Below are 22,416 nucleotides of genomic sequence, written 5' to 3' on the forward strand. Positions count from 1 at the left end.
GGATGACGTCTGTCGGTCAGTTGGTCGGGATCTCGGCGAGCTTGACCGTGCGGCCCTCGCGGATCGAGCGATAGGCCGCCTCGACCAGGGCCACCGTCCGGACGTTGTCGGCGACCGAGAGCGCCGGCGGCTCGCCGGTCTTCACCGCGTGCTGGAGCTGCTCCATCACCCCGATGAAGGCATGCGGGAACCACATGGTCTGCCAGGCCGGCGTCACCCATTGGCCGCCGGTGGTGCGGGCCGAGGCGTAGCTCAGCGTCGAGGCCGTGCCGGTCGGCCAGCCGATCGTGCCGCGGGCGACGCCGTCCGTGCCCTCGACGCGCCAGCTTATGTGCTGGTCGTCCTGATAGCCCTCCTGCCGGGGGCCGGACCAGACGTCCTCCAGCGACACGGCCATCACGCCGGAGGGGAAGCGCAGGGTCGAGACGGTGATGCCGTCGGAATGGGGGAAGGCCGTGCGCGGATCCCGGCGGGTCAGCGTGGTGATCTCGTCGGGATCGCCGAACAGGAAGCGCAGCACGTCGAGATGGTGCACGCTCATGTTGGCGAGCGTCAGCCGGTCATAGTCCTGCAGGAACGTCTGCCAGTGCGGGATCGCGTGCATGTCGATCTGCGCGAAGACGACGTCGCCGAGCTCGCCCCGGTCGAGGATCTGCTTGAGCACGCGCATCGACTGATCGTAGCGCATGTTCTGGTTGACCGAGAGGATCTTGCCGGCGGCCTCGGCCTCGTCGCGCAGGGCGATCGCCTCCTCCAGCGACAGCGCCAGCGGCTTTTGCGCCAGGATCGCCCTGACATGCGGCTGCTGCAGGGCGTGGCGGATCAGCGCCGGCTGCCGGTCCGGCGGAAAGGCGATGTCGACGATCTCGACCGCGCGGTCCTCGATCAGCTGCTCGGGCGTCCGGTGCACCGTCGAAATCTGCCAGCGCGCCGCCACCTGCTCGGCATGAGCTGGTGTGCGCGAGGCGATGGCCACCACCGGGAAGCCGGCCTCCCGGTAGGCGGCCAGATGGCACTCGGCCATGATCATGCCGGCGCCGATGCAGCCGATGCCGTAGTCCCGCGTGCGGACGGCCACATCCGGCTCGAACGTCCTGCCTGTCACCCGATCCTCCCGAACCCTGTGCGCCGGCAGTCCTGCGGCCGGCAGCGGGCTGGCTCGACCCAGCTTCTATGATCGATATTGACGTTTCCAGGAAGTCTGTCAACATCAGAAGACATCAAAATACATCATTCCAGCCAAAAAGAGGCTTGAACGCAGGATGCCGATCAGGACGCAGAGATGGGGATCGCAGGGCGCGCGGCGGCCCAGGCGCCTTGCACCGGGCGGGCGCTGGACCCATCATTTCGCATCAGAATCGCTTGAGGCGGGTTCGGGCCCTTTCGTCCGCATCGCCTCCGGGCGAAACCCGCCAGGCCCGGAGTGAACGACGGTGCGGTCCACCCTGATCGATGTCGCGCGTGAAGCCGGCGTGTCGCCGGCCACGGTCGACCGCGTCCTCAACAACCGCTCCGGCGTGCGCTCGCGCACCCGCGAGATCGTGGTCGAGACCGCCCGGCGGCTCGGCTATCTCGCGGCCTCCGCCGACGGGCCGGCGGCCGGCCGCCCGGTCGATGAGGAGGCGATCCGGCTGGATTTCGTGCTTCCCGCCGGCACCAACACCTTCATCAAGATGCTGCACCGCCAGATCGAGCTGCAGGCCGCGAGCCGGCCGGAGGTCGACGTCCGCATCTGGTCGCTCGAAGGCTTCAACCCCGACCGCCTCGCCGGCGTGCTGCAGGACCTGCACGGCCGGACCCGGGGGGTCGGCGTCATCGCCCTCGACCATCCCACGGTGCGCGAGGCGATCCGCTCCCTGTCGGCCGAGAACGTCAAGGTCGTCACCCTCGCCTCCGACATCCTGCACGTGCCGCGCGTCGCCTATATCGGCATCGACAACCGGGCCGCCGGCCGGCTCGCCGGCTATCTCGTCGGCCGCTTCATGGGGGCGAGCCGCTCCGGCAAGGTGGCGCTGCTGGCCGGATCGCTGTCCTATCGCGGCCATGAGGAGCGCGAGATGGGCTTCCGGCACATCCTGGCGGAGGAGGGCTCGGGCCTGGAGATCGTCGAGCTGCGCGAGATGGGCGACGACCGCGAGCGGGCCTATTCGGAAGCCGCGGCCCTGCTCGACCGGCACGCGGACCTCGCCGCCATCTACAATATCGGCGCCGGCAACACCGGCATCGCCCGGGCGCTGAAGGAGCGCGGCCGCGAGCACGCCGTGGTCTTCATCGGCCACGAGGTCACCAAGGAGACCAAGCCGCTGCTGCTCGACGGCACGCTCGACGCGGTGATCGACCAGAACCCGCGCGTCGAGGCGCGCGAAGCCCTCAACCTCCTGACGCAGGCGGTGAAGGGCCTGGCGCTCGACTATCACCCGCCGCGGCTGCAGGTGGTCTTCAGGGAGAACATTCCGGAGAGCTGACGCAGCCCGGCGGCCGCGCCTATTGCTGCGGCGCGTTCTGGGCGCTCTCCCAGCTGGAGAAGGCGTCGTTGAAGGCCCGGTCGCCGGGCACGCCCTTCTCCAGCGTCAGGATGGCGCGGCGGCCATTGTCGTAGAGCAGCGGCATGTCGATCCATTCCCGCTCCTTGAGGAGCTGGGCGTTGCGGCCCTTGTCGGCCGGCGCGTCGGAGAGGCCGACCAGGAAGAAGCCGTTCGTCACCTTCACCGAGAGGCCCGCCAGCGGCTGCCCGCGTTGCTGCGCCGTCGGCTTCATCAGCACGCCCGGGATGTTGGAGATGCCGCCATTGGGGAAATCCGGCGGGACCACGAACTGGATCTCCAGCGTGTGCGTCGCCGGCAGGGCCGGATCGATGTTGCGGCGCAGGGTGATCGTCGCCTTGAGCTTGCGCTCGGGAATGTCGAGATCGCCCTTGATGGCGGTGTCGATCGGCGCGTTGGTGCCGCTGGACACGGATTCGGTGCGCCAAGTCACCGTCCCCTGGAAGGCCTGGCCGCGGTTGGGGCTGTCCGGCTGCTCCTCGTAGAGGATGGCGCTCTGGGCGACGACCGTGCCGCTCTGCGCCGCCGGCGCCAGCGGCTGGGCCGCGCTCGAGGCGGGCGTCTCGGCGGGAGCCGGCACGGCCGCCTGCTGCTGCGGCGGGGGCGCCGGCGTCGGGGCCGGCGCGGCCGGCTGGGCGGTCGCGGGTGCCCCCAGGCGCTCGGTCATCTTGCCGCTGGCGGCCATCTTGTCGGGTTCCGCGACGGCCCGGGTGGGCACGGCCTGGGCCGGCGGCTGCAAGGCCTCGTCGGTATCGCGGCTGAACATCGTCACCGCGCCGCCGGCAACGAGGATCAGGACCAGGGCGGCGCCGCCGAGGATGGCGAAGCGCTTGTTGCGACCGTCGGTCGCCACCGACCGGCGCGGCGCCGGCGGGCGCGAGCCATTGCCGCGCGAGCCGTTCGGCCGGCGCGCCATCGGCGCGATCGGCTCGTCCGCCTCCGGCGGCGCATGATCGCCCGGCTCGGCCTCGGGCGCGCCGCGGCGCTCGTCCAGGCGCTCCGGCGGCGGGGCCGGCGCGGGAGCCTGGGGGCGCGAGCCCAGCACCCGCTCGGCCGTCTCCGGACGCAGCATGTCGGTCTCGATGCGCCGGATCGCATCCTCGAGCAGCAGGCGCTCCTTGGTGATCTGGGTCTCCGTCAGCGCCGGGTCGGCGCTGCGCAGCTGCTTGAGCAGCGCAGCGCGCGCCTTGTCATACAGCGCCCGGCGCGCATCGAGCGTGTTCGGCGAGAGTTTCTGCACCGCGCGCTGGATGGGAGGGAAATAGTCCGTCGACAAGGCTGGCAACTCGGGTTCTGCGGAGTAGGCCGTCCGCTTAGGCGTCAAATTCGTCGGGACTGAGACGCTGCGATGGCAATGCGCTGCCAGCCTGGAGGCTGCCGCGATCCGTCGCGCGGGTCACGGCAGCCCTCTTAGACTTGGAACGGGTTCCGGACAAGGATCGTGTCGTCCCGCTCGGGGCTGGTGGAGAGGATGGCGACGGGCGCGCCGATCAGCTCCTCGATGCGCCGGACATATTTGATCGCCTGGGCCGGCAGGTCGGCCCAGGAGCGCGCATGGGCGGTGGAGCCCTTCCAGCCCTCGATCTCCTCGTAGATCGGCTCGACCCGCTCCTGCGCCGCCTGGCTGGCCGGCAGGTGGTCGTACTCCTCGCCGTCGAGGCGGTAGCGCACGCAGACCTTGATGGTGTCGAAGCCGTCGAGGATGTCGAGCTTGGTCAGGGCGATGCCGTCAATGCCCGAGGTGCGGATGGTCTGGCGCACCAGCGCCGCGTCGAACCAGCCGCAGCGGCGCGGCCGGCCGGTGACGGTGCCGAACTCGTGGCCGCGCTCGCCGATGCGCCGGCCGATCTCGTCGTGGAGCTCGGTGGGGAAGGGGCCTTCGCCGACGCGCGTCGTATAGGCCTTGGTGATGCCGAGCACGTAGTCGATGGCGTTGGGGCCGAGGCCCGAGCCGATCGCCGCCGCGCCGGCGACGGTGTTGGACGAGGTCACATAGGGATAGGTGCCGTGATCGATGTCGAGCAGCGCGCCCTGGGCGCCCTCGAACAGGATGCGGTTGCCGGCCCGGCGCTTCTTGTCGAGCAGGGCGACGACATTGTCCATGTAGGGCAGCACCAGCGGCGCCACCGAAGCGAGCTCCTGGTAGAGCGTCTCGGGCGCGATCTCCGGCTGGCCGTTGCCGCGGCGCAGGGCGTTGTGGTGGCTGAGCAGCCGGCCGATCTTGGAGCGCAGCGCATCGAGGTCCGCGAGGTCCATCAGGCGGATGGCGCGGCGGCCGACCTTGTCCTCATAGGCGGGGCCGATGCCGCGGCCGGTCGTGCCGATCCGCGTGCCGTCGGTGGCCGATTCGCGCAGGCGGTCGAGGTCGCGGTGCAGCGACAGGATGAGCGGCGTGTTCTCGGCGATGCGCAGGATCTTGGGCGTCACGGTCACGCCCTGCTCGGCGAGCTTGCCGATCTCGGCGACGAGGGCGTGCGGATCGAGCACCACGCCGTTGCCGATCACCGAGAGCTTGCCGCGCACGATGCCGGAGGGCAGCAGCGACAGCTTGTAGGTCTGGTTGCCGATGACCAGCGTGTGGCCGGCATTGTGGCCGCCCTGGAAGCGCACGACGACGTCGGCCTGCTCGGACAGCCAGTCGACGATCTTGCCCTTGCCTTCGTCACCCCATTGGGATCCGACGACGACGACGTTGGCCATGGCTTCCTCCTCGGGCTCGCAGACGCGACAAAGCCCGGCGCGAAAACCGGCCGGGCTTTGTGGTCAAATACCGGATCGGGCGTGGGGAGTAAACCCTTTCGGGCCTTCCGACACCGTCCGGGCCCCGAGAATGGCGGTTTTCGCGCCGGTCGCCGTCTCAGCCGAGCGGCCCGGTCTCGAGCCGCGCCAGCTCGAAGCTGTGGATGTCGGCCAGGAGCTCGATGAAGGCGGCGGCGCCGAAATCGGCGGCGGCGGCGCCGGCCTCGCGCGTCGCCTTGCCGGCGTCCCCGGCGGCGCCGGCGGCATGGAGGTCCTGCGCCATCCAGCCGAAGCCGGCGGGGCGGCCGGTCCTGAGATGGCGGAAGGTCTGCTCCATCTCGTAGGTCACGGGGCGAAAGTCGCGTGCCTCCTGCGTCTTCACCGTGTCGGGCCGGAACTCCAGCATCAGCGCCGTCTCGATCTCGCCGGCATGGATGCCGAGCCGCGTCTCGTCCGCCGGGAACAGGCCGTCGGGATAGCCGAACATGTGCCAGGAGGTGAAGGCGGCGAGCATGCCGTGGCGCACGCGCAATTCGCGCGCCACCACGTCCATGACCGCCATGTTGCCGCCGTGGGAATTGACGATCAGCAGCTTGCGCACCCCGGCGCGATGGACGCTCTCGCCGATCTCGACCCAGGCGCGGATCGCCGTCTCGGCCGAGATGGTGAGCGTGCCGGGGAAAGCGAGGTGCTCGTTCGACTTGCCGATGGTCTGGATCGGCAGGAAGGTCGCGGGGATCTCCTCGGGCACCAGCGGGATCACCCGGTCGAGATAGCCCTGCATGATCATGCTGTCGACGCCGACGGGCAGGTGCGGCCCGTGCTGCTCGACCGCGGCGATCGGCAGCACCGCGATCCAGGACGCGGCGTCGCCGGCGCGGAAGTCCTCGGTGGTCATCTCGAACCAGTGGCGGCGGGGCAGGGGCATGGCGGGATCCGGGTTGTCGCGATGGTTCCCGTCTACGCCCAAAGCGGAGGCCCGCAAAGACCTGCGCCGCCGGCTCAGCCGCGCCCCGCAGCCAGCAGCCAGAGGCCGATGCCGCAGCCGAGCGCGCAGAGCGCCAGCACGTAGTAGAGATGCGCCAGCGGATTGACGGCCATCAGCAGCGGCACCACCAGCGGTGTCAGGCCGCCGAACACGGCATAGGCGACGTTGTAGGAGAAGGAGACGCCAGTGAAGCGCACCGCCGCGGGGAAGGCGCGGACCATGACGAAGGGCACGCCGCCGACCACGCCGACGCACAGGCCCGTGAGGCCGTAGAGCGGGCCGAGCAGCGCCGGCTCGGCGCCGACGCGCGTGTAGAACAGGAAGACCGCCGCGGCCAGCAGGAGGCAGCCCGCCAGGAAGAAGCGTCCGGCGCCGATCCGGTCGATCAGCGCGCCGGCGAGAATGCAGCCGATGGTAAGGCCGATGGTGGCGACGCTGTTGGCGGCGAGCGCTGCCGGCAGCGGGATGCCCTGCTTCTGCAGGAGCGCCGGCGTCATCAGGATGACCACCACGATGGCGGCCGAGAGCAGCCAGGTCAGCAGGATCGACAGCACCACCGCGCCGCGATGGCCGCGCAGCACCGTCTTGAGCGGCAGCTCGGCGGCCAGGGCCTTGCGCTGCTGGATCTCGCGGAAGATCGGCGTTTCCTCCAGGAGACGCCGCAGCTGCACCGAGGCGAGGCCGAACACGCCGCCGAGGAGGAAGGGCAGCCGCCAGGCCCAGGCGGCGATCCCGGCCGGGGCGAAGGCGGCGTTGACGGCGCCCGCGACCAGGGAGCCGAGCAGGATGCCGACCGTCAGCCCGGCCGTCAGCACGCCGCAGGCAAAGCCGACGCGCCGGGCCGGCACGTGCTCGGCCACGAACACCCAGGCGCCCGGCACCTCGCCGCCGATCGCCGCGCCCTGGACGATGCGCAGGAGCACGAGCGCGACAGGGGCCAGCGCGCCGGCCGTGGCATAGGTCGGCAGCAGGCCCATGCCGAGCGTCGAGACGGCCATGAGGAAGATCGAGAGCGTGAACATGCGCTTGCGGCCGGCGACGTCGCCGAAATGCGCCATGACGATGCCGCCGAGCGGACGCACGAAATACCCGACCGCGAAGACTCCGAAGGTCTGCACCTGGCGCAGCCAGTCGGGACTGTCGGGCGGGAAGAACAACTGCCCGATCATGGTGGCGAAGAAGACATAGATGATGAAGTCGTAGAACTCGAGCGCGCCGCCGAGCGCGGCCAGGGCGAGGGTGCGGTAGTCGGCGGCGGCGAGCGGCCGGTTCGGCAGGAGATCCGCCGCGATCGCGTCGGTCACATCGGTTGATGCCATGGCATTCGCCCCCCCGTCGGCGTCGATGAGCGCGTCGTCGCCCGCCGCCTGTTTTGCAGAATTTGCCGGACCTGCCCAGGGCCGGGCGGCGGTTCCCGCCGGAGGCCCTCGCCTCGGACCCTGGACGATGCTAGGCAATCGTTTCCCTCCCGTCGCCCGCCGAGTCTTCCCATGCTCTCCGATCCGCTGTTCTGGCTCGTCGCCGTCGTGGCCGTGACGGTGGTCGGCATCTCCAAGGGCGGCTTTGCCGGCCTCGGCGTGCTTGGCGTGCCGGTGCTGGCGGTGGTGGTGCCGTCGCCGGTCAAGGCCGCGGCGATCCTTCTGCCGATCCTGGTGCTGCAGGACTGGGTGTCGCTCCTGTCCTATCGCCGCTCGGTCGACCGGCGGGTGCTGCTGGTGCCGCTCGCCGGCGCGCTGGCGGGGACGCTCGCCGGCTATCTCCTCGCGGCCACGATCCAGGACGGCCATGTGCGGCTGGTCGTCGGCGTCATCGCCCTCGCCTTCGCCGCCAACTGGTGGATCGGCGTGGTGCAGAAGCGTGCCGAGGGGCCGAAGCCCGGCGATGGCGCCGGCCTGTTCTGGGGCCTCGTCGCCGGCTTCACCTCCTTCGTCAGCCATGCCGGCGGGCCGCCCTACCAGATCTATTCGCTGCCGCAGCGGCTGAAGCCCGAGCTGCTGGCGGGGACCACCGCCTGGTTCTTCGCCATCGTCAACCTGATGAAGGTCGTGCCCTATTTCGTGCTCGGCCAGTTCTCGCGCGAGAACCTCACCATCTCGGCGGCGCTGGCGCCCGTCGCCGTGGTCACCACCATCTTCGGCGTCTGGCTGGTGCGTCGCGCCGACACGACGCGCTTCTACCGCATCATCTACGCCCTCCTGGTGGTGGTCGGGCTCGACCTGATCTGGGAGGGCGCGCGCAGCACCTTCGGGCTCTGACCGGATCCGCCCGCCGGTCCGCGCCGGCGCGCTACTGGGAGAGGCGCAGCGCGGTGAGGTCCGATCCGATCTTCTCGAACGTCGCGGCGATCTCGCTGGCGCTGGTCAGGATGGAGAACTTGTCCGGGCTGGCGCAGTTCTGCAGCACCGTGGAGGTGGGATCGCCGTCGGTGTTCACCTGGATGGTGTAGATCGTGATGGCGTCGGCCTTGGCGTTGGCGCAGGCCTTGGCCATGCGCGCGTCGATCTTGGCGATGACGCTCGCGCTCTGCCCCGACGTCCCGTTGCCGTACCAGCGGTCATAGGTGTTGAGGCCGTCCGACAGCAGGATGATGATGTTGGAATAGGTGTAGTTGGGATCCTTGGCCGGCACGGCCAGGGGCGAGCCGGCCAGGAGCGACTGGTAGCCCCATTGCAGCCCGATCGTCTGGTTGGTGCCGCCGACCGCCACCATGGCGCCGACCTTGGCGTTCAGGGCGGTCCAGTCGTTCGACAGCGCCATCAGGGACGCCGGGCAATAGGTGATCTGGGGATCGGCCGGAAACAGGGTCGAGGCGACGCCGGCGCTCGGGACGACGTCGGTCGTGTCGTTGTCCTGGTCGCGATCGGTGACGCATCCGTTCCAGGTCGCGTGCGAGACCGTCCAGGCCGGGCTTGCTCCCGCCAGGCATGTCGACTGCGTCGTATAGGTGCGGTTGCTGCAATAGTTGCTCCAGGTGCCGCCACTGGCGGTGCATTGGCTCTGCGAGCCGTACTGGGCCTTGCTGCAGGCCTTCCCCCAGGTGTTCTTCGCCGTGCAGGTGCTGCGGGTGGTGAAGCTGGAGGTGCTGCAGCTGCCGTTGGTCTCGCCGTTAGTGGCATCCCAGAGGTCCCAGCGCACCCAGGACGCGCCGACATTGGCCTTGTCGACATTGACCGGCATGCTGAAGGGAATGATCGAGACATAGACGTCGCCGGGCTGGCTGACCGCGGCCTGCAGCTGGCCGAGGAGATTCGTGGTCGCGCCTTGCAGGGCGGTCATCTTGCCCGACGAGGTCATCGAGCCGGTATTGTCGAGCACCAAGGCGACCCGCAGCCGGTTGTTGCCCCAGGTCGAGGTCGAGACGACGCGGATCTGGATCTGCCGCAGGCCGACGACGCTCATGATCTTGGTGTTGACGCTCGCCGAGGCCGTCATGGCGACCTGCAGGCCGGCCGTGGTGCTGTAGCTGGTCGAGACGGCGAGGCCTGAAACGTCGCTGCTGGTGAAGGCGGCGCCGAAATATTTCTGGCCCTTGGCCGTGATCTGGGCCGGCGTCAGCGTGCCCGGCTTGTCGCGGGCCAGCATCAGCACGGCATTGTCGGCGGCCACCTGCATCTCGGTGCGCACCGCCGCGGCGCGGCTGTAGTCCAGCGCGCCGCCGAGCAGGGCGAGCAGGGGGATGAGCCCGAAGGCGAACAGGAAGATGACGTTCCCGCTCTCGGCCTTGCGGAACCGGCGCAGCAGCCGGCGCGAGCGAGCGGCGAGACAAGCGGCGGTCATGCGTCCCCTATCGAATTCAACCGCGACCCTCGGACCGGATGCTCGTGGGCCGAACAGGTTCGGTACGCACCCGCCGTGAAGATTGCCTTAATCGAAGGGCCTGCGGTCCATGCCTCGGGCTGCCGTGGTTGACGATTCGCCTTGCCGGCGCCGGCAATTCGCGCCGCGGACGGTCCGTCGGCCATGCGCTCGTGCCGACCGGCCGGACTGCGGGATCCTGCGCATCCCCTCGCGCATGCGCCGCCGATCCGTGGCCCGCGCCGGCGGTTGACCCGCGATTAACCCAGGCCGTGCGATGATCCGCCTTCGATGGCCGGCCGCCGACGTCCTGCGGGACGCCGGACCGAAGAGCCGGGATGAAAGGGCGCCGTGTCGAAACAGTCCAGACCGATCTATTCGCTGGTCGTGCCGATCTACAACGAGGAAGCGGTGCTGCCGCTCCTGCTGCATCGGCTCGACCGGCTCCTGGAGGCCCTCGACGGGCCGGCGGAGGTGATCTTCGTCGACGACGGCAGCCGCGACTGCAGCCCGATCGTGCTGGCCGCACGCGCCCGCGACAATCCGAGCTATCGCTATATCCGGCTGTCGCGCAATTTCGGCCACCAGGTCGCCATCACCGCCGGCATGGACCGGGCCTCGGGCGATGCCGTCATCGTCATGGACGCCGACCTGCAGGATCCGCCCGAGCTGGTGCTGGAGATGGTCGCCAAATGGCGCGAGGGCTATGAGATCGTCTATGCCCAGCGCCTGTCGCGCGAGGGCGAGGGACGCTTCAAGAAGGCGACCGCCGACCTGTTCTACCGCCTGCTCGACCGGCTCGCCTCGGTGGAGATCCCGCGCAATGTCGGCGATTTCCGTCTGATCGACCGCAAGGTGCTCGCCGCCTTCTCGACCATGCGCGAGAAGGACCGCTTCGTGCGCGGCATGTTCGCCTGGATGGGCTTCAAGCAGACCGCCGTCACCTTCCATCGCCAGCCGCGGGCCGCGGGCGAGACCAAATACCCCCTGCGCAAGATGCTGCGCCTCGCCGCCAACGGCATCGTCAGCTTCTCCGATGCGCCGCTGCGGCTGGCGCTGTGGGTCGGCATGGCCGTCTCGGCGCTGGCCATGCTCTATGCCGCCTGCGTCGTGGTGATGTGGTTCACCCAGGCTCATCTGGTGCCGGGCTGGAGCTCGACGGTGGTGATCACCGCGCTGCTCTCGGGCATCAACATGATGATGACCGGCATCATGGGCCTCTATGTCGGGCGCATCCACAACGAGGTGAAGGGCCGGCCGCTCTATCTCGTCGACCAGCGTGTCGGCTTCGAGGACGGCGCCGAAGCCATGGCCGCGGACCGGCGCGCCCGCTCGGCCTCCTGAGGCGCGGGGCGGTGGCCAGCCTCGATCCGCCGACCCCCTGGACGGCGCCGCGCGCCTGGGCCGCGCCGGCGGCGGCAAGGCTCGCGCCGGCGCTCGCGGTGCTCGCCCTCGCCGTGGCGCTGCGCGGCGTCTACGACCTGCCCGGCGACGTCTCCTGGCTTCTGACCCTCGGCGAGCGGCTGCTGGCCGGCGAGCGGCCCTATGTCGATTTCGTCGAGGCCAATCCGCCGGCCTCGATCCTGCTCTACGTCCCCGCCATTCTCGCCGCGCGCCTCGCCGGCGTGGCGCCGGAGGCGATGGTGGTCGTGCTCGTCTTCGTGCTCGGCTGCGCCAGCCTCGTCCTGTCGCTGCGGATCCTGGCGGCCGCCCGCCTCGTCGGCGCGGCGACGGCGCCCTGGCTCGCCGCCGCCGGCTTCGCCGTGTTCCTGGTGCTGCCGACCAGCATCTTCGCCCAGCGCGAGCATGTGGCGGCGATCGCGGTCCTGCCCATGCTGGCAGTGCTGGCGGCCCGGCGGGCCGGCTGCAGCGTGTCCACGCGCGCGGCGCTGGCGGCCGGCCTCGCCGCCGGCCTGGCCGTCGCCGTCAAGCCGCATTTCGCCCTGGCTCTGGCGCTGCCTCTCGGCTTCGTGCTGGCGCGGCCGGGGCGCAGCCTCGGCGACAGGCTGGGCGATGCCTTGCGTCCGGAGACGGTCGCCGCAGCGGCCATGGTGCTGGCCTACGCCGCCGCCGTCGTCCTGGCCTTCCCGGCTTTCCTGACCGACACGCTGCCGCTGCTCCAGGCGGTCTACCTGCCGGTGCGGCTCGGACTGCTCGAGAGCCTGCTCAGCCCGGCGATCGCCCTGGCCTGGCTGGCGCTCGCCGCCTGGGTGCTGCTCGGCTGGGGCCGGCGGCGCGATCCCGTCGAGACGGTCTCGGTGCTGGCCGCCTGCGGCTTTGCCGCAGCGGCGCTGGTGCAGGGCAAGGGCTGGTCCTACCAGGCCTATCCCGCCGTCGCCTTCGCCCTGCTGGCCTGCCTCTGGCGGCTGTTCGTCGAGGCGGCCGCCTGGCGCCGAGGCGGCTCCGGCCGGCCGGAGCCGCGCCTCCTGGCCGCGGGCGCCTGCCTCATCGTGCTCGGCGTCGCCGCGCTGGTGCGCTTTGCCGATGACAGGCAGCTCCCGGCCTTCACCGAGGTGGTGCGGCGGCTCGCTCCCGCCCATCCGAGCATGGTGCTGATCGGCCACGGCCTCGGCGTCGGCCATCCCCTGGTGCGCCGGCTGCAGGGCGTCTGGGTCGACCCGATGGCCTGCCGCTGGATCTCCGGCAATGCCGCGCTGCTTCTCGGCGAAGGCGTGGCCGATCCCGAGCGCCGGCAGGCGATCGAGGGCTACGCCAGGCTCGACCGCGAGCGGCTGGTCGCCGCGATCGAGCGTTTCCGCCCCGATGTCGTCCTGGTGCAGGACGAGACCTGGCGGGCCTGGGTCGCGGCGCATGCCGAGGTCGCGGGCGCGCTCGCGCCCTACCGCGTCGCGCAGACCTTCGGCGGCGTCTCCATCATGCTGCGGCGCGACGGCGCCGCGGCCGGCGGGGCGGGCTAGCATGGACCACGTCCGCCACGGCCCCGTTGCGACGGGCTCCCTCACGGCCGGGCCGCAATCCGGCCGCCGCATCGCCGCCGGCCGGGTCCTGCGGCATGCGCCCGTTGCCCTGGCGCTCGCCGCCGCGGTGGCGATGCGGCTCGCCAACGCGCCGTGCACGGACGTCTCCTGGCTGCTCACGCTCGGCGAGAAGATGCTGGGCGGCGCGACGCCCTATGTCGACTTCGTCGAGGTCAATCCGCCGGCCTCGATCCTGCTCTATCTTCCCGCAATCCTGCTGGCGCGGATCGTCGACGTCCGGCCGGAGACGATGGTGGTCTGGCTGGTCTTCGTCGGGGCCGGCGCCAGCCTGGCCCTCACCGGCCGCATCCTCGCCCGGGCGGGGCTGCGGCGGCCCGGCGATCCCTGGCTGCCGGCCGTGGCCGTGTTCCTGCTGCTCGTCCTGCCCGACTATGCCTTCGCCCAGCGCGAGCATGTCGCCCTGATCGCCGTGCTGCCGCTCCTGGCCGTCTATGCCGTGCGCGCGGCCGGCCGCGCCCCGGGGCTCGGCCCGTCGCTGCTCGCCGGCCTCGGCGGCGGCGTCGCCGTGATCGTCAAGCCGCATTTCGCCCTCGGCCTGGCTCTGCCGATGGCGCTGGTGCTGTACCGGACGCCGTTCGGCGCCGGTGCCTGGCTGCGCGCCGCTTTCGACCGCGCCAACCGGACGGTCGTCGCGGTCGTGGGCGTCTATGTCGTGGCGATCCTGGCCTTCTTTCCCGCCTTCGTCACGGCGGCCTTGCCGCTGGCCGCGGCGGTCTATGTTCCTGTCGGGAGCAGCATCTCGATCATGCTGCTCAACCCGAGCGGCATGATCGCCGCGCTCGCCCTGGGCTTCGCCGCGGTCAACCGGCCGCAGCTGCGCGACCCGGTGACCACCGTCCTCGCCCTCGCGGCCACCGGGTTCTGGCTGGCCATGGTGCTGCAGATGAAGGGCTGGCCCTATCACGGCTATCCGGCGATGGCGCTCGCCCTGCTCGCCGGCGCCCGGTCCGTGGCGGATCGATGGGCGGCGGCCGTCGATCTCGACGCCGGCCGCCTGCCGGTGGTGGGGAGGCTCGTCGCGCCGGCCGTCGGGCTGGCCGTGCTGTGCGGAGGGGCGGCGACCTGGCTGGACGCCAGGCTGGAGCTGCCCGCGCTGACACAGGCCGTCCGGGAGCTCGGCCCGCCGCGGCCGCGAATCGCCTTCATAGGCGGCGACCTCTCCGTCGGCCATCCCCTGGTGCGCGACGTCGACGGCGATTGGGTCGGTCATGCCTGCAGCAACTGGATCTCGGGCGGCGCGGCCATCCTGCTGGCGAAGCTGGCGGCCGACGATCCCCGGCGCACGGCCTTGCAGGCCTATGCGCGGATGGATCGCGCGAGGCAGGCCGCCGATATCGCCGAGGGCCGCCCCGACATCGTCCTCGTCGAGGACGAGGCGTGGATGGGATGGGCTCTGCGCGACCCGGCCGTCGGCACCGCCCTGGCGCCGTTCCGCACGGTGCGCCGGGTCGACGGCGTCTCGATCATGACCCGGAGCGCCACCGGCACGGACTAGGCAAGGGCAGGGGACCGCGCTGCCGGGCGAGGAGCGGTCGCATGGCTGGTTTGGGGGATTTCTTGGCCGACATCGATCTCAGCGAGCCTGTGCCCGGCACGATGCCGCGGCGGTGGCGCGACATGGCCGGCCATGCGCCGGCGGCCCTGGTCGTGATCGCCGCCATCGCGATCCGGCTCGCCAGCGTCACCTGCACCGACGTCTCCTGGCTGCTGACCCTGGGCGAGCGGACGCTGGACGGTGCGGTGCCCTATGTCGACTTCATCGAGACCAACCCGCCCGCCTCGATCCTGATCTACCTGCCGGCGGTGGCCATCGCGCGGCTGCTGGCGCTGCGGCCGGAGGCGGTGGTGGTCGGGCTCGTCTTCGCCGGGGCGGCCGCGAGCCTGGCGCTCTCGGCGCGGATCCTGGCGGCGAGCGGGCTGCGCAGTCCGGCGCGCGATCCCTGGCTGGCCGCCGTGGCCCTGTTCGTGCTGCTGATCCTGCCGGGCTACGCCTTCGCCGAGCGCGAGCACATCGCCGTGGCCGCCATGCTGCCGCTGCTCGCCGCCTATGCCGGCCGCACCGCCGGCCGCCCGCCCGGCGCGCTGCTGTCGGTGCTGGCGGGCATCGGCGGCGGCATCGCCGTGGCGATCAAGCCGCATTTCGCCCTGGCGCTGGCGCTGCCGTTCGCCCTGGTCCTGGCCACGGCGCCGCTCGGTGCGCGTGCCTGGCTGCGCCTCCTGTTCGACGGCGCCCATTGCGCCCTCGCCGCGGTGGTCGTCGCCTACGGCATCCTCGTCGCCCTGGCCTTTCCCGCCTTCCCGGCACAGGCCCTGCCGCTGATCGCGGCGGTCTATCTGCCGATCCGGGGCAGCCTTCTCGACATGATCGGCAATCCCGGCTCGCTGGTCTCGGCCGCGGCGATGCTGCTGGCCCTCGCCGCGGGCCGGGGCCGGTTCCGCGATGCGACGACGCCGGTCCTCCTCCTCGCCGCCTGCGGCGGCTGGGCCATGATCGTCATCCAGGGCAAGGGCTGGCCCTACCATGGCTACCCCGCCATCGCGCTCGGCCTGATGGCCGGCGCGCCGCCTCTCCTCCGGCGCTGGCAGGCGCTGACGCCGCAGGCGACGGCGCTGCGCTTCGGGGCCACGGCCGCGCTCACCGGTTGCTTCGTGGCGCTCGGCGGCGTCGCCGTGCAGTGCCTCGAGGTCGGCCCGCGTTTTCCCGGGCTGATCGAAGCGGTCGGGCGCCTGGCGCCGCCCCGGCCCAAGGTGGTGTCGATCGCCGGCGACCTCGCCTACGGCCATCCCCTGGTCCGCGACCTCGGCGGCCAATGGCTCGAGCCGGTGTGCAGCCGCTGGATCTCGGAGGGCGCGGAGATCATGCTGTCGCGGCTGGACCAGGCGGATGGACGGCGGGCGGCGCTGGAGCGCTATGCCAGGGCCGATCGCGATGCGCTCGTGGCCGCCATCGTCGACGGACGCCCGGACGTGGTCCTGGTCGCCGAGGAGCATTGGAAGGACTGGGTCGCGCGCCACGGCGAGGTCGCCGCGGCGCTCGTGCCCTATCGCGAGGTCGCGAGCGTCGAGGGCGCCGCGATCCTGATGCGCCGCTGACGGCGGCGCTTCCGGTGCGCCGCGACTGCGGCTAATTTGCTCGCAAAAGGCTTGCACCCAGGGGAGACCGCATGAACCCGACGCCCTACGACGTCGACCTCGACCGCACGCCCGCCAACCATCAGCCGCTGACGCCGATCGTCTTCCTGGAGCGGGCGGCGCGGGTGTTCCCCGAGCGCACGGCCGTCATCCATGGCGCGCTGCGCCGCGACTACCGCAGCTTCTGGGAGCGGTCGAAGCAGCTCGGCTCGGCGCTGCAGCGGCGCGGCATCGGCCGCGGCGACACGGTCGCCGTCATGCTGGCCAACACGCCGGCGATGCTGGAATGCCATTACGGGGTGCCGATGGCGGGGGCCGTGCTCAACGCGCTCAACACCCGGCTCGACGCCGCGGTGCTCGCCCATTGCCTCGACCACGGCGAGGCGCGGGTGCTGATCGTCGACCGCGAGTTCTCGCCGGTGATGCGCCAGGCGCTGGCGCTGGCCGCGGCGAAGCCGCTGGTGGTCGACTATGACGACGCGCTGGCGCCCTCGCGCGGGGAGGCGATCGGTGCGCTCGACTACGAGGCGCTGCTGGCCGAGGGGGACGAGGATTTCGCCTGGCGGCCGCCGGCCGACGAATGGGACGCGATCACGCTCAACTACACCTCGGGCACCACCGGAAACCCGAAGGGCGTGGTGTACCACCATCGCGGCGCCTATCTCACCGCGGTCGGCAACGTGCTGAGCGCGGCCATGGGCCGCCATCCCGTCTATCTCTGGACCCTGCCGATGTTCCACTGCAACGGCTGGTGCTTTCCCTGGACGATCTCGATCCTGGGCGGCACCCATGTGTGTCTGCGGCAGGTGCGCGCCCCGGCCATGTACGAGGCGATCGCCGCCCACCAGGTCACCCATCTCTGCGGGGCGCCGATCGTGATGTCGACCCTGATCAATGCACCCGCCGAGGACAAGCGGCCGTTCGACCATGCCGTCTCCTTCATGACCGCCGCGGCGCCGCCGCCCGAGGTGGTGCTGGCGGGGATGAAGGCGGCCGGCTTCGGCGTCACCCATCTCTACGGGCTGACCGAGACCTACGGGCCGGCTGTCGTGAACGAGTGGCAGGGCGCCTGGGACGCGCTCGATGCCGCCGGCCAGGCGGCGAAGAAGGCGCGGCAGGGCGTCAACTACGTGCCGCTGGAAGCGGTCGACGTGCTCGATCCCGCGACGATGCGGCCGGTGCCGGCCGACGGCGAGACGCTGGGCGAGGTGATGTTCCGCGGCAATATCGTGATGAAGGGCTATCTCAAGAACCCGGAGGCGACGCGGCAGGCGCTGGCCGGCGGCTGGTTCCATTCCGGCGACCTCGGGGTCAAGCATCCCGACGGCTACATCCAGCTCAAGGACCGCTCCAAGGACATCATCATATCGGGCGGCGAGAACATCTCCTCCATCGAGGTGGAGGAGGCGCTCTACAAGCATCCGGCGGTGCAGGCGGCGGGCGTGGTGGCGCGGGCCGACGAGACCTGGGGCGAGACGCCCTGCGCCTTCGTCGAGCTCAAGCCCGGCGCCAGCGCCACGGCGCAGGAGCTGATCGACTGGTGCCGGCAGAATCTCGCCCGCTACAAGGTGCCGAGGCACGTCGTCTTTGCCGAGATTCCGAAGACCTCGACCGGCAAGATCCAGAAGTTCCGGCTGCGGGACATGGCGAAGGCGCTGTAATCGCCGGCCCTTGCCGGCGCCGCGTCAGCGCACGATCGGTCCGCCGCCTTCCATCGGCAGGCGCCGGCGCGGGAAGGGCATGTTGCGGTTGCCCGGCCCGGGATGGAAGATCGGGGGCCGCCCGCCGGGGAAGCGGATGTCGCCGGGATAGCGTCCGCCGCCCGGGCCGCGGGGCGGATGGCCGCCGCCTTCGACGATGGGGCCGTGGTCCGGCGGCGGCCAGCGGCCGGGTGGCCGCGGGCGCCCGGGCCGGTAGATCGGCGGCTGCTCGACGATGACGGGTGGGCGTTCCACCACCACCGGAGGACGCTCCACGACGATGGGCGGGCGCTCGACCACCACGGGCGGATCCTGGACGACGGGGCCGCGGCGGATGATGCGCGCCGGCGGCGGCGCATCGGGCACGAGCCGGCCCTGCCGCAGCTTCGGCTGGCCCTGCGGGATGAGGCCGGGCGGCGGGGGCGGCAGGGACTTGAACGGCTGCGGCGCGGCGGCCGGGGCCGCGCAGAGCGCCGCGGCCTGGAAGGCGATCGGCGCGCCGGCCGACACCGCGCTGAGCAGGGAGATCCAGTCGCCGAGGAAGGCCGACGGCCAGGGCGCGATCGGGCCGGTGTCGTAGTCGACGACCACGACCCCGGGCGGCGGCGCGATGACGTAGACCGCGACGTTCCTGATGATCTTCACCGTGGTCACGATCGTGGTCGACTTGAACACGTCGGCGGGCGCGGCGGCCGGCTCGGCGTCGCAGCGGTTGGCGAGCTTCGCCGTCTCGATGAACGTCCACTGCTTGTCCGATTCGAAGGCGGCGACGGTGGTCTCCTGCTGGTCGGCGGCCGGCGGGGTGGGGGCCCAGCCGGACCAGTCCGGGCTGGTGCGCCAGATCACCCAGGCGGGGCTCCATTCGGCGCCGGGCACCCAGACCCAGCCGGCATCGTCGTCATGGGCCCAGCGCCCATAGTGATGCACGATCTTGCCCCAGGGCGTCTGGTCGTCATACATCCAGCCATAGGTCCGGTCATAGGCCCAGTGGCAGGCGGGGTAGGGATGCCAGCCGGGCGGCAGCGTGCTCGGCCGCCAGACATTGCCGTAGCGTTCCGAATAGACATAGCGGCCATACTGGCTCAGCGTCTGCTTGAAGTCGTCCAAGGTCGGCGGGATGCCCTGGGCAATGGCCTGTCCGGCCGCGGCGAAGGCGGGAGTCTGCCCCCCGGCGGCGAGCAGCGCGCCGGCGAGGACGAGGACCGTGAGCAGGATGCCCAAGCGCAGGCCGCGGGCGACGCCCGGCACGAGCCGGCGCGACGAAGGCATGGAATCCGGACGCATGGCGACCTCCGCTTCAGCGGCACCATGACAGCCGGATGCTGCGGTGTCTGTGCTTTCCGGCACGTCGGACGCCGGAGGCCCCGCGGCGAGGCGGCAGGCCGGGGGGCGAGGTCGTTCAATGAAAACCGCCGGCCGGGATGTTCCGGACCGGCGGCGCGGGATTCGAAGGTTGTTACGCCTGTTCTTAGTGCACCGTCGCTGATTTTTTCAAGCGAGCAATCTCGTCCTTGAGCGCCAATTTCTTGCGCTTGAGCTCGGCAATCTTGAGATCGTCATACGAGGGATGTGCCAGAGCCTCTACCAATTCCGCCTCGAGTGAATTGTGTTTGCGTTCCAATTCCACCAGATGCGACTGCACGGGCATAGATGGTCCTCCTTGTGCACCTTCGGACCCCGTGAGATTGTCATGAATTGGTCATGCTGTCGAGACGATCGAATCGTAACGTCGCCGGATTTATTGTGCAAAGCGAAAATCACCCACGCGAAAACGTTTCGCCGGACCGGCTAATCTTCAACCGCCTTCGGCCGCAGCGGCGCGGGATGCGCGGCGCGCCATCGTCCTGGGGAGAGCCGCTCGCGCCGCCCCAGCGTGCTTGCGGCGCGGGGGGGCGGAGGCCATAATCCGCCCTGCAATGCAGGGAGCCGAAGGCGTGGTAGAGCGTCTGACCGATGAGGAGGAGGCGGCCATGCAGATCGAGCTCGGCCGGCTGCGCCAGGACCACCGCGACCTCGACGCCGCGATCATGGCGCTGGAGGAGGTCGGCTCGCCGGACCGCCTGCAATTGCAGCGCCTGAAGAAGCGCAAGCTGTCCCTCAAGGACCGCATCGCCTTCCTGGAGGACCAGCTCACCCCCGACATCATCGCCTGAGCGACCGACTGCAGCCGGCCCTTGCCTTGTGGGGCGTGGAGGATACGGTGGTCGACAAGGGCGCGCAGGTGACGCTCGCCCGCCATATCCGAGACCTCACCCCCATCCATGATCCCGGCGTCGGCCATGCGCCGCACCGGGAGATACCCGAGCGGGTCGCGCGCGATATCGAGACATTCCTCCTGTCGCCGGAGGAGCCACGCCTCTCGGCCAGGAAGGAGCTTCGCCATGTCGCGGGATAGCCAAGGCCTCGCGGTGACGGGCGGCGCGGCGTCGGCCGCGGCGCTCGACCGGGCCGTCGCGGACTATTATGCCTGGAAGGGCGATCCTGTCGCCACGCTGCAGGAGGCCGTCGCCGCCGATCCGGCCTTCACGCTCGGCCATAGCGCCATCGCCTCGCTGCTGCTGCTCAACGGCCTGCGCGGCGACAATCCGGCCGTGACCGGCGCCCTCGGCGCGGCGCAGGCCTCCATCGGCGGCGCGAGCCCGCGCGAGCAGCGCCATCTCGCCGCCGCCAGGGCCTGGGCGGCCGGCGAGATCATCGGCGCGACGGACATCTGGGAGGACATCCTGGTCGACCATCCCACCGACGCCCTGGCGCTGCGCTTCGCCCATGACAGCTATTTCTACCTCGGCCATTCCCTGAGCATCCGCGACTCCGTCGCGCGCGTGTTGCCGGCCTGGGACCCTCAGGGCGAGACCTACGGCTATGTCCTCGGCCAATACGCCTTCGGCCTGGAGGAGGCGGGCGAGCTGCGCCGCGCCGAGGAGGTCGGCCGGGCCGCGATCGCCCGCAACGGCGAGGACGGCTGGGCGGTGCACGCCGTCGCGCATGTGCTGGAGACCGAGAGCCGGCAGGCCGAGGGCATCGACTTCCTCAAGGCCTCACGCCCGGCCTGGAGCAAGGCGCATGCGCTCTCCGTCCACAATGGCTGGCACCTCGCGCTCTACCTGATCGAGGAGGGCCGCTTCGAGGAGGTGCTGGCAGACTATGACCGCTTCGTCGCGCCCAAGCTCGCCGGCGATTCGCTGCTCGATCTCGTCGACGCCGCAGCCCTGCTCTGGCGGCTGGAGCTCGCGGGCGGCGATGCCGGCGATCGCTGGCAGCCGGTGGCCGAGCAATGGCTCGCCCATGTCGACGACCACGTGCTGGCGTTCAACGACCTGCACATCGCCCTCGCCGTCTCGCGGGCAGGGGACCGGGACGGCGTCCTGCGCCTGCGCCGATCGATCGACGCCTATGTCCGGCACGGACGCGGCGACAATCGCGACATCACCGCCGACGTCGGCCTGCGCCTGATCGAGGGCGTGCTGGCCTTCGCCGAGGGCGACCATGTCCGCGCCATCGAGCGCATCCTGCCGATCCGCTACAAGGTGATCCGCATCGGCGGCAGCCACGCCCAGCGCGACCTCGTAACCCAGACGCTGATCGCGGCCGCGCAGCGCGCCGGCCGGACGGGCCTGGCGCGCGCCCTGCTGGCCGAGCGGCTGGCAGTGCGGCCGACCGAGCGCACGCGGCGCGCCTACGAGGCCGCCGCAGGGGCGACCGTCGGGCACGGCTGAGGAGACGGGCGGTGCCGCGGCCCGGCGCTCGCCTCAGTCCTTCTGCTTCAGCCCCTTGAGCTTGGCGAAGACGCTCTCGACGTCGATGTCCTCTTCCCGCTCGCTCGGCCGGCTCGGCATGGCGGCGAAGGGATCCTCGGCCCGCGGCGCACGGTCGGCCGGGCCGGTGGTGATCTCCGCCGGCAGCAGGGTGGCGCCGCTGTCGGCCTCGGTCGGCCGGTCCTTGGAGGCGCGGTTGACCTCGAAGTCGAGATCGATCTGCGAGCACAGGCCGAGCATCACCGGGTCCATCGGGGTGAGCTGCTGGGCGTTCCAGTGGGTGCGGTCGCGGATGGCGGCGATGGTGGTCTTGGTGGTGCCGATGAGGCGCATGATCTGCGCATCCTTCAGCTCCGGATGGTTCTTGACCAGCCAGAGGATGGCGTTCGGCCGGTCCTGGCGGCGCGACACCGGCGTGTAGCGCGGCCCCTTCTTGACCTTGGACACCGCGATCTTGGTCTTGGGCTCGGCCAGCCTGAGGCGATAGCGCGGATCGCGCTCGCCGCGGGCGATCTCCTCGCGCGTCAGCTGGCTGGAGGTCACCGGGTCCTGCCCCTTGATGCCGGCCGCGACTTCCCCGTCGGCGATGCCCTTCACCTCGAGCGGGTGGAGTTTGCAGAAATCGGCGATCTGGTCGAAGGTCAGCGCGGTGTTCTCCACCAGCCAGACGGCGGTCGCCTTTGGCATCAGCGGGGCGTTCATGGTGCCTCTCCTTGAAACGGCTTCCAGGCAAGCTGTCGCCGCCGCCCCGCCCCGGCCTCCCGG

Annotated in this window: 19 protein-coding genes; 10 read left to right on the plus strand and 9 right to left on the minus strand. The window is 71.1% G+C overall.

Annotation, left to right across the window (positions count from 1 at the left end):
* Positions 1–16: 16 nt before the first annotated feature.
* Positions 17–1,105, minus strand: a complete 1,089-nt coding sequence (locus tag QO011_RS20850; protein ID WP_307275856.1) for a Gfo/Idh/MocA family protein — start codon at positions 1,103–1,105, stop codon at positions 17–19.
* 328 nt (positions 1,106–1,433) lie between these two features.
* Between QO011_RS20850 and QO011_RS20855 the strand changes: the two genes are divergently transcribed.
* Positions 1,434–2,465: a LacI family DNA-binding transcriptional regulator gene (locus QO011_RS20855; RefSeq protein WP_307275857.1), complete on the plus strand. Its 1,032-nt coding sequence runs from the start codon at positions 1,434–1,436 to the stop codon at positions 2,463–2,465.
* 19 nt (positions 2,466–2,484) lie between these two features.
* Here QO011_RS20855 and QO011_RS20860 read toward each other — a convergent pair whose 3' ends face one another.
* The 4 genes from QO011_RS20860 to QO011_RS20875 form a co-directional block, all read right to left on the minus strand.
* Entirely contained in the window at positions 2,485–3,819 is a 1,335-nt protein-coding gene (locus QO011_RS20860) for a hypothetical protein (RefSeq protein WP_307275860.1), read from the minus strand.
* Positions 3,820–3,953: 134 nt separating this feature from the next.
* Positions 3,954–5,243 (minus strand): adenylosuccinate synthase, encoded by a 1,290-nt coding sequence (locus tag QO011_RS20865; protein ID WP_307275863.1) that lies wholly within the window; start codon positions 5,241–5,243, stop codon positions 3,954–3,956.
* Between the two features lie 157 nt (positions 5,244–5,400).
* Positions 5,401–6,210 (minus strand): creatininase family protein, encoded by an 810-nt coding sequence (locus QO011_RS20870; RefSeq protein WP_307275865.1) that lies wholly within the window; start codon positions 6,208–6,210, stop codon positions 5,401–5,403.
* Between the two features lie 74 nt (positions 6,211–6,284).
* The gene (locus QO011_RS20875; protein WP_307275868.1) at positions 6,285–7,589 is read right to left on the minus strand and encodes an MFS transporter; all 1,305 of its coding nucleotides are present in this window, start codon (positions 7,587–7,589) and stop codon (positions 6,285–6,287) included.
* A 171-nt stretch (positions 7,590–7,760) separates the two neighbouring features.
* Between QO011_RS20875 and QO011_RS20880 the strand changes: the two genes are divergently transcribed.
* Positions 7,761–8,525, plus strand: coding sequence for a sulfite exporter TauE/SafE family protein (locus QO011_RS20880; RefSeq protein ID WP_307275871.1), 765 nt, complete (start codon positions 7,761–7,763; stop codon positions 8,523–8,525).
* A 31-nt stretch (positions 8,526–8,556) separates the two neighbouring features.
* Here the strand turns inward: QO011_RS20880 and QO011_RS20885 are convergent, their stop codons facing one another.
* Entirely contained in the window at positions 8,557–10,047 is a 1,491-nt protein-coding gene (locus QO011_RS20885) for a pilus assembly protein TadG-related protein (RefSeq protein WP_307275874.1), read from the minus strand.
* A gap of 369 nt (positions 10,048–10,416) precedes the next feature.
* Here QO011_RS20885 and QO011_RS20890 point away from each other — a divergent pair, with 369 nt between their 5' ends.
* From QO011_RS20890 to QO011_RS20910, 5 genes are all read left to right on the plus strand, one after another.
* Positions 10,417–11,409 carry a glycosyltransferase family 2 protein gene (locus tag QO011_RS20890; protein ID WP_307275877.1) on the plus strand — a complete coding sequence of 331 codons (993 nt, stop codon included), beginning with the start codon at positions 10,417–10,419 and terminating at the stop codon, positions 11,407–11,409.
* Between the two features lie 11 nt (positions 11,410–11,420).
* Positions 11,421–12,983 (plus strand): hypothetical protein, encoded by a 1,563-nt coding sequence (locus QO011_RS20895; protein ID WP_307275879.1) that lies wholly within the window; start codon positions 11,421–11,423, stop codon positions 12,981–12,983.
* 1 nt (position 12,984) lies between these two features.
* Positions 12,985–14,559 (plus strand): hypothetical protein, encoded by a 1,575-nt coding sequence (locus QO011_RS20900; RefSeq protein ID WP_307275880.1) that lies wholly within the window; start codon positions 12,985–12,987, stop codon positions 14,557–14,559.
* Positions 14,560–14,600: 41 nt separating this feature from the next.
* Positions 14,601–16,157 carry a hypothetical protein gene (locus tag QO011_RS20905; protein ID WP_307275882.1) on the plus strand — a complete coding sequence of 519 codons (1,557 nt, stop codon included), beginning with the start codon at positions 14,601–14,603 and terminating at the stop codon, positions 16,155–16,157.
* Positions 16,158–16,228: 71 nt separating this feature from the next.
* On the plus strand, positions 16,229–17,857 hold the full coding sequence (locus QO011_RS20910; protein ID WP_307275885.1) for an acyl-CoA synthetase: 1,629 nt from the start codon (positions 16,229–16,231) through the stop codon (positions 17,855–17,857).
* 24 nt (positions 17,858–17,881) lie between these two features.
* On the opposite strand, the gene QO011_RS20915 is transcribed toward QO011_RS20910, so the two are convergent.
* Positions 17,882–19,180: a DUF6600 domain-containing protein gene (locus tag QO011_RS20915; RefSeq protein ID WP_307275888.1), complete on the minus strand. Its 1,299-nt coding sequence runs from the start codon at positions 19,178–19,180 to the stop codon at positions 17,882–17,884.
* A 184-nt stretch (positions 19,181–19,364) separates the two neighbouring features.
* Complete coding sequence (locus QO011_RS20920) at positions 19,365–19,544, minus strand: YdcH family protein (protein WP_307275890.1); 180 nt, start codon at positions 19,542–19,544, stop codon at positions 19,365–19,367.
* Positions 19,545–19,842: 298 nt separating this feature from the next.
* On the opposite strand from QO011_RS20920, the gene QO011_RS20925 reads away from it, so the two are divergent.
* Genes QO011_RS20925 through QO011_RS20935 form a run of 3 tightly spaced genes read left to right on the plus strand, consistent with a single transcriptional unit; the run spans position 19,843 to position 21,612 of the window.
* Positions 19,843–20,049 (plus strand): YdcH family protein, encoded by a 207-nt coding sequence (locus QO011_RS20925; RefSeq protein ID WP_307276476.1) that lies wholly within the window; start codon positions 19,843–19,845, stop codon positions 20,047–20,049.
* 47 nt (positions 20,050–20,096) lie between these two features.
* Positions 20,097–20,291: an alpha/beta fold hydrolase gene (locus QO011_RS20930; protein WP_307275893.1), complete on the plus strand. Its 195-nt coding sequence runs from the start codon at positions 20,097–20,099 to the stop codon at positions 20,289–20,291.
* A complete protein-coding gene (locus tag QO011_RS20935) occupies positions 20,278–21,612 on the plus strand; it encodes a tetratricopeptide repeat protein (protein ID WP_307275895.1) in 1,335 nt (444 codons plus the stop codon). The genes QO011_RS20930 and QO011_RS20935 overlap by 14 nt, the downstream gene beginning before the upstream one ends.
* 33 nt (positions 21,613–21,645) lie before the next feature.
* On the opposite strand, the gene QO011_RS20940 is transcribed toward QO011_RS20935, so the two are convergent.
* Positions 21,646–22,353: a DUF1013 domain-containing protein gene (locus QO011_RS20940; protein WP_307275897.1), complete on the minus strand. Its 708-nt coding sequence runs from the start codon at positions 22,351–22,353 to the stop codon at positions 21,646–21,648.
* Positions 22,354–22,416: the final 63 nt, after the last annotated feature.

It is taken from the genome of Labrys wisconsinensis, assembly GCF_030814995.1.
GTDB classification, from domain to species: Bacteria; Pseudomonadota; Alphaproteobacteria; order Rhizobiales; family Labraceae; genus Labrys; species Labrys wisconsinensis.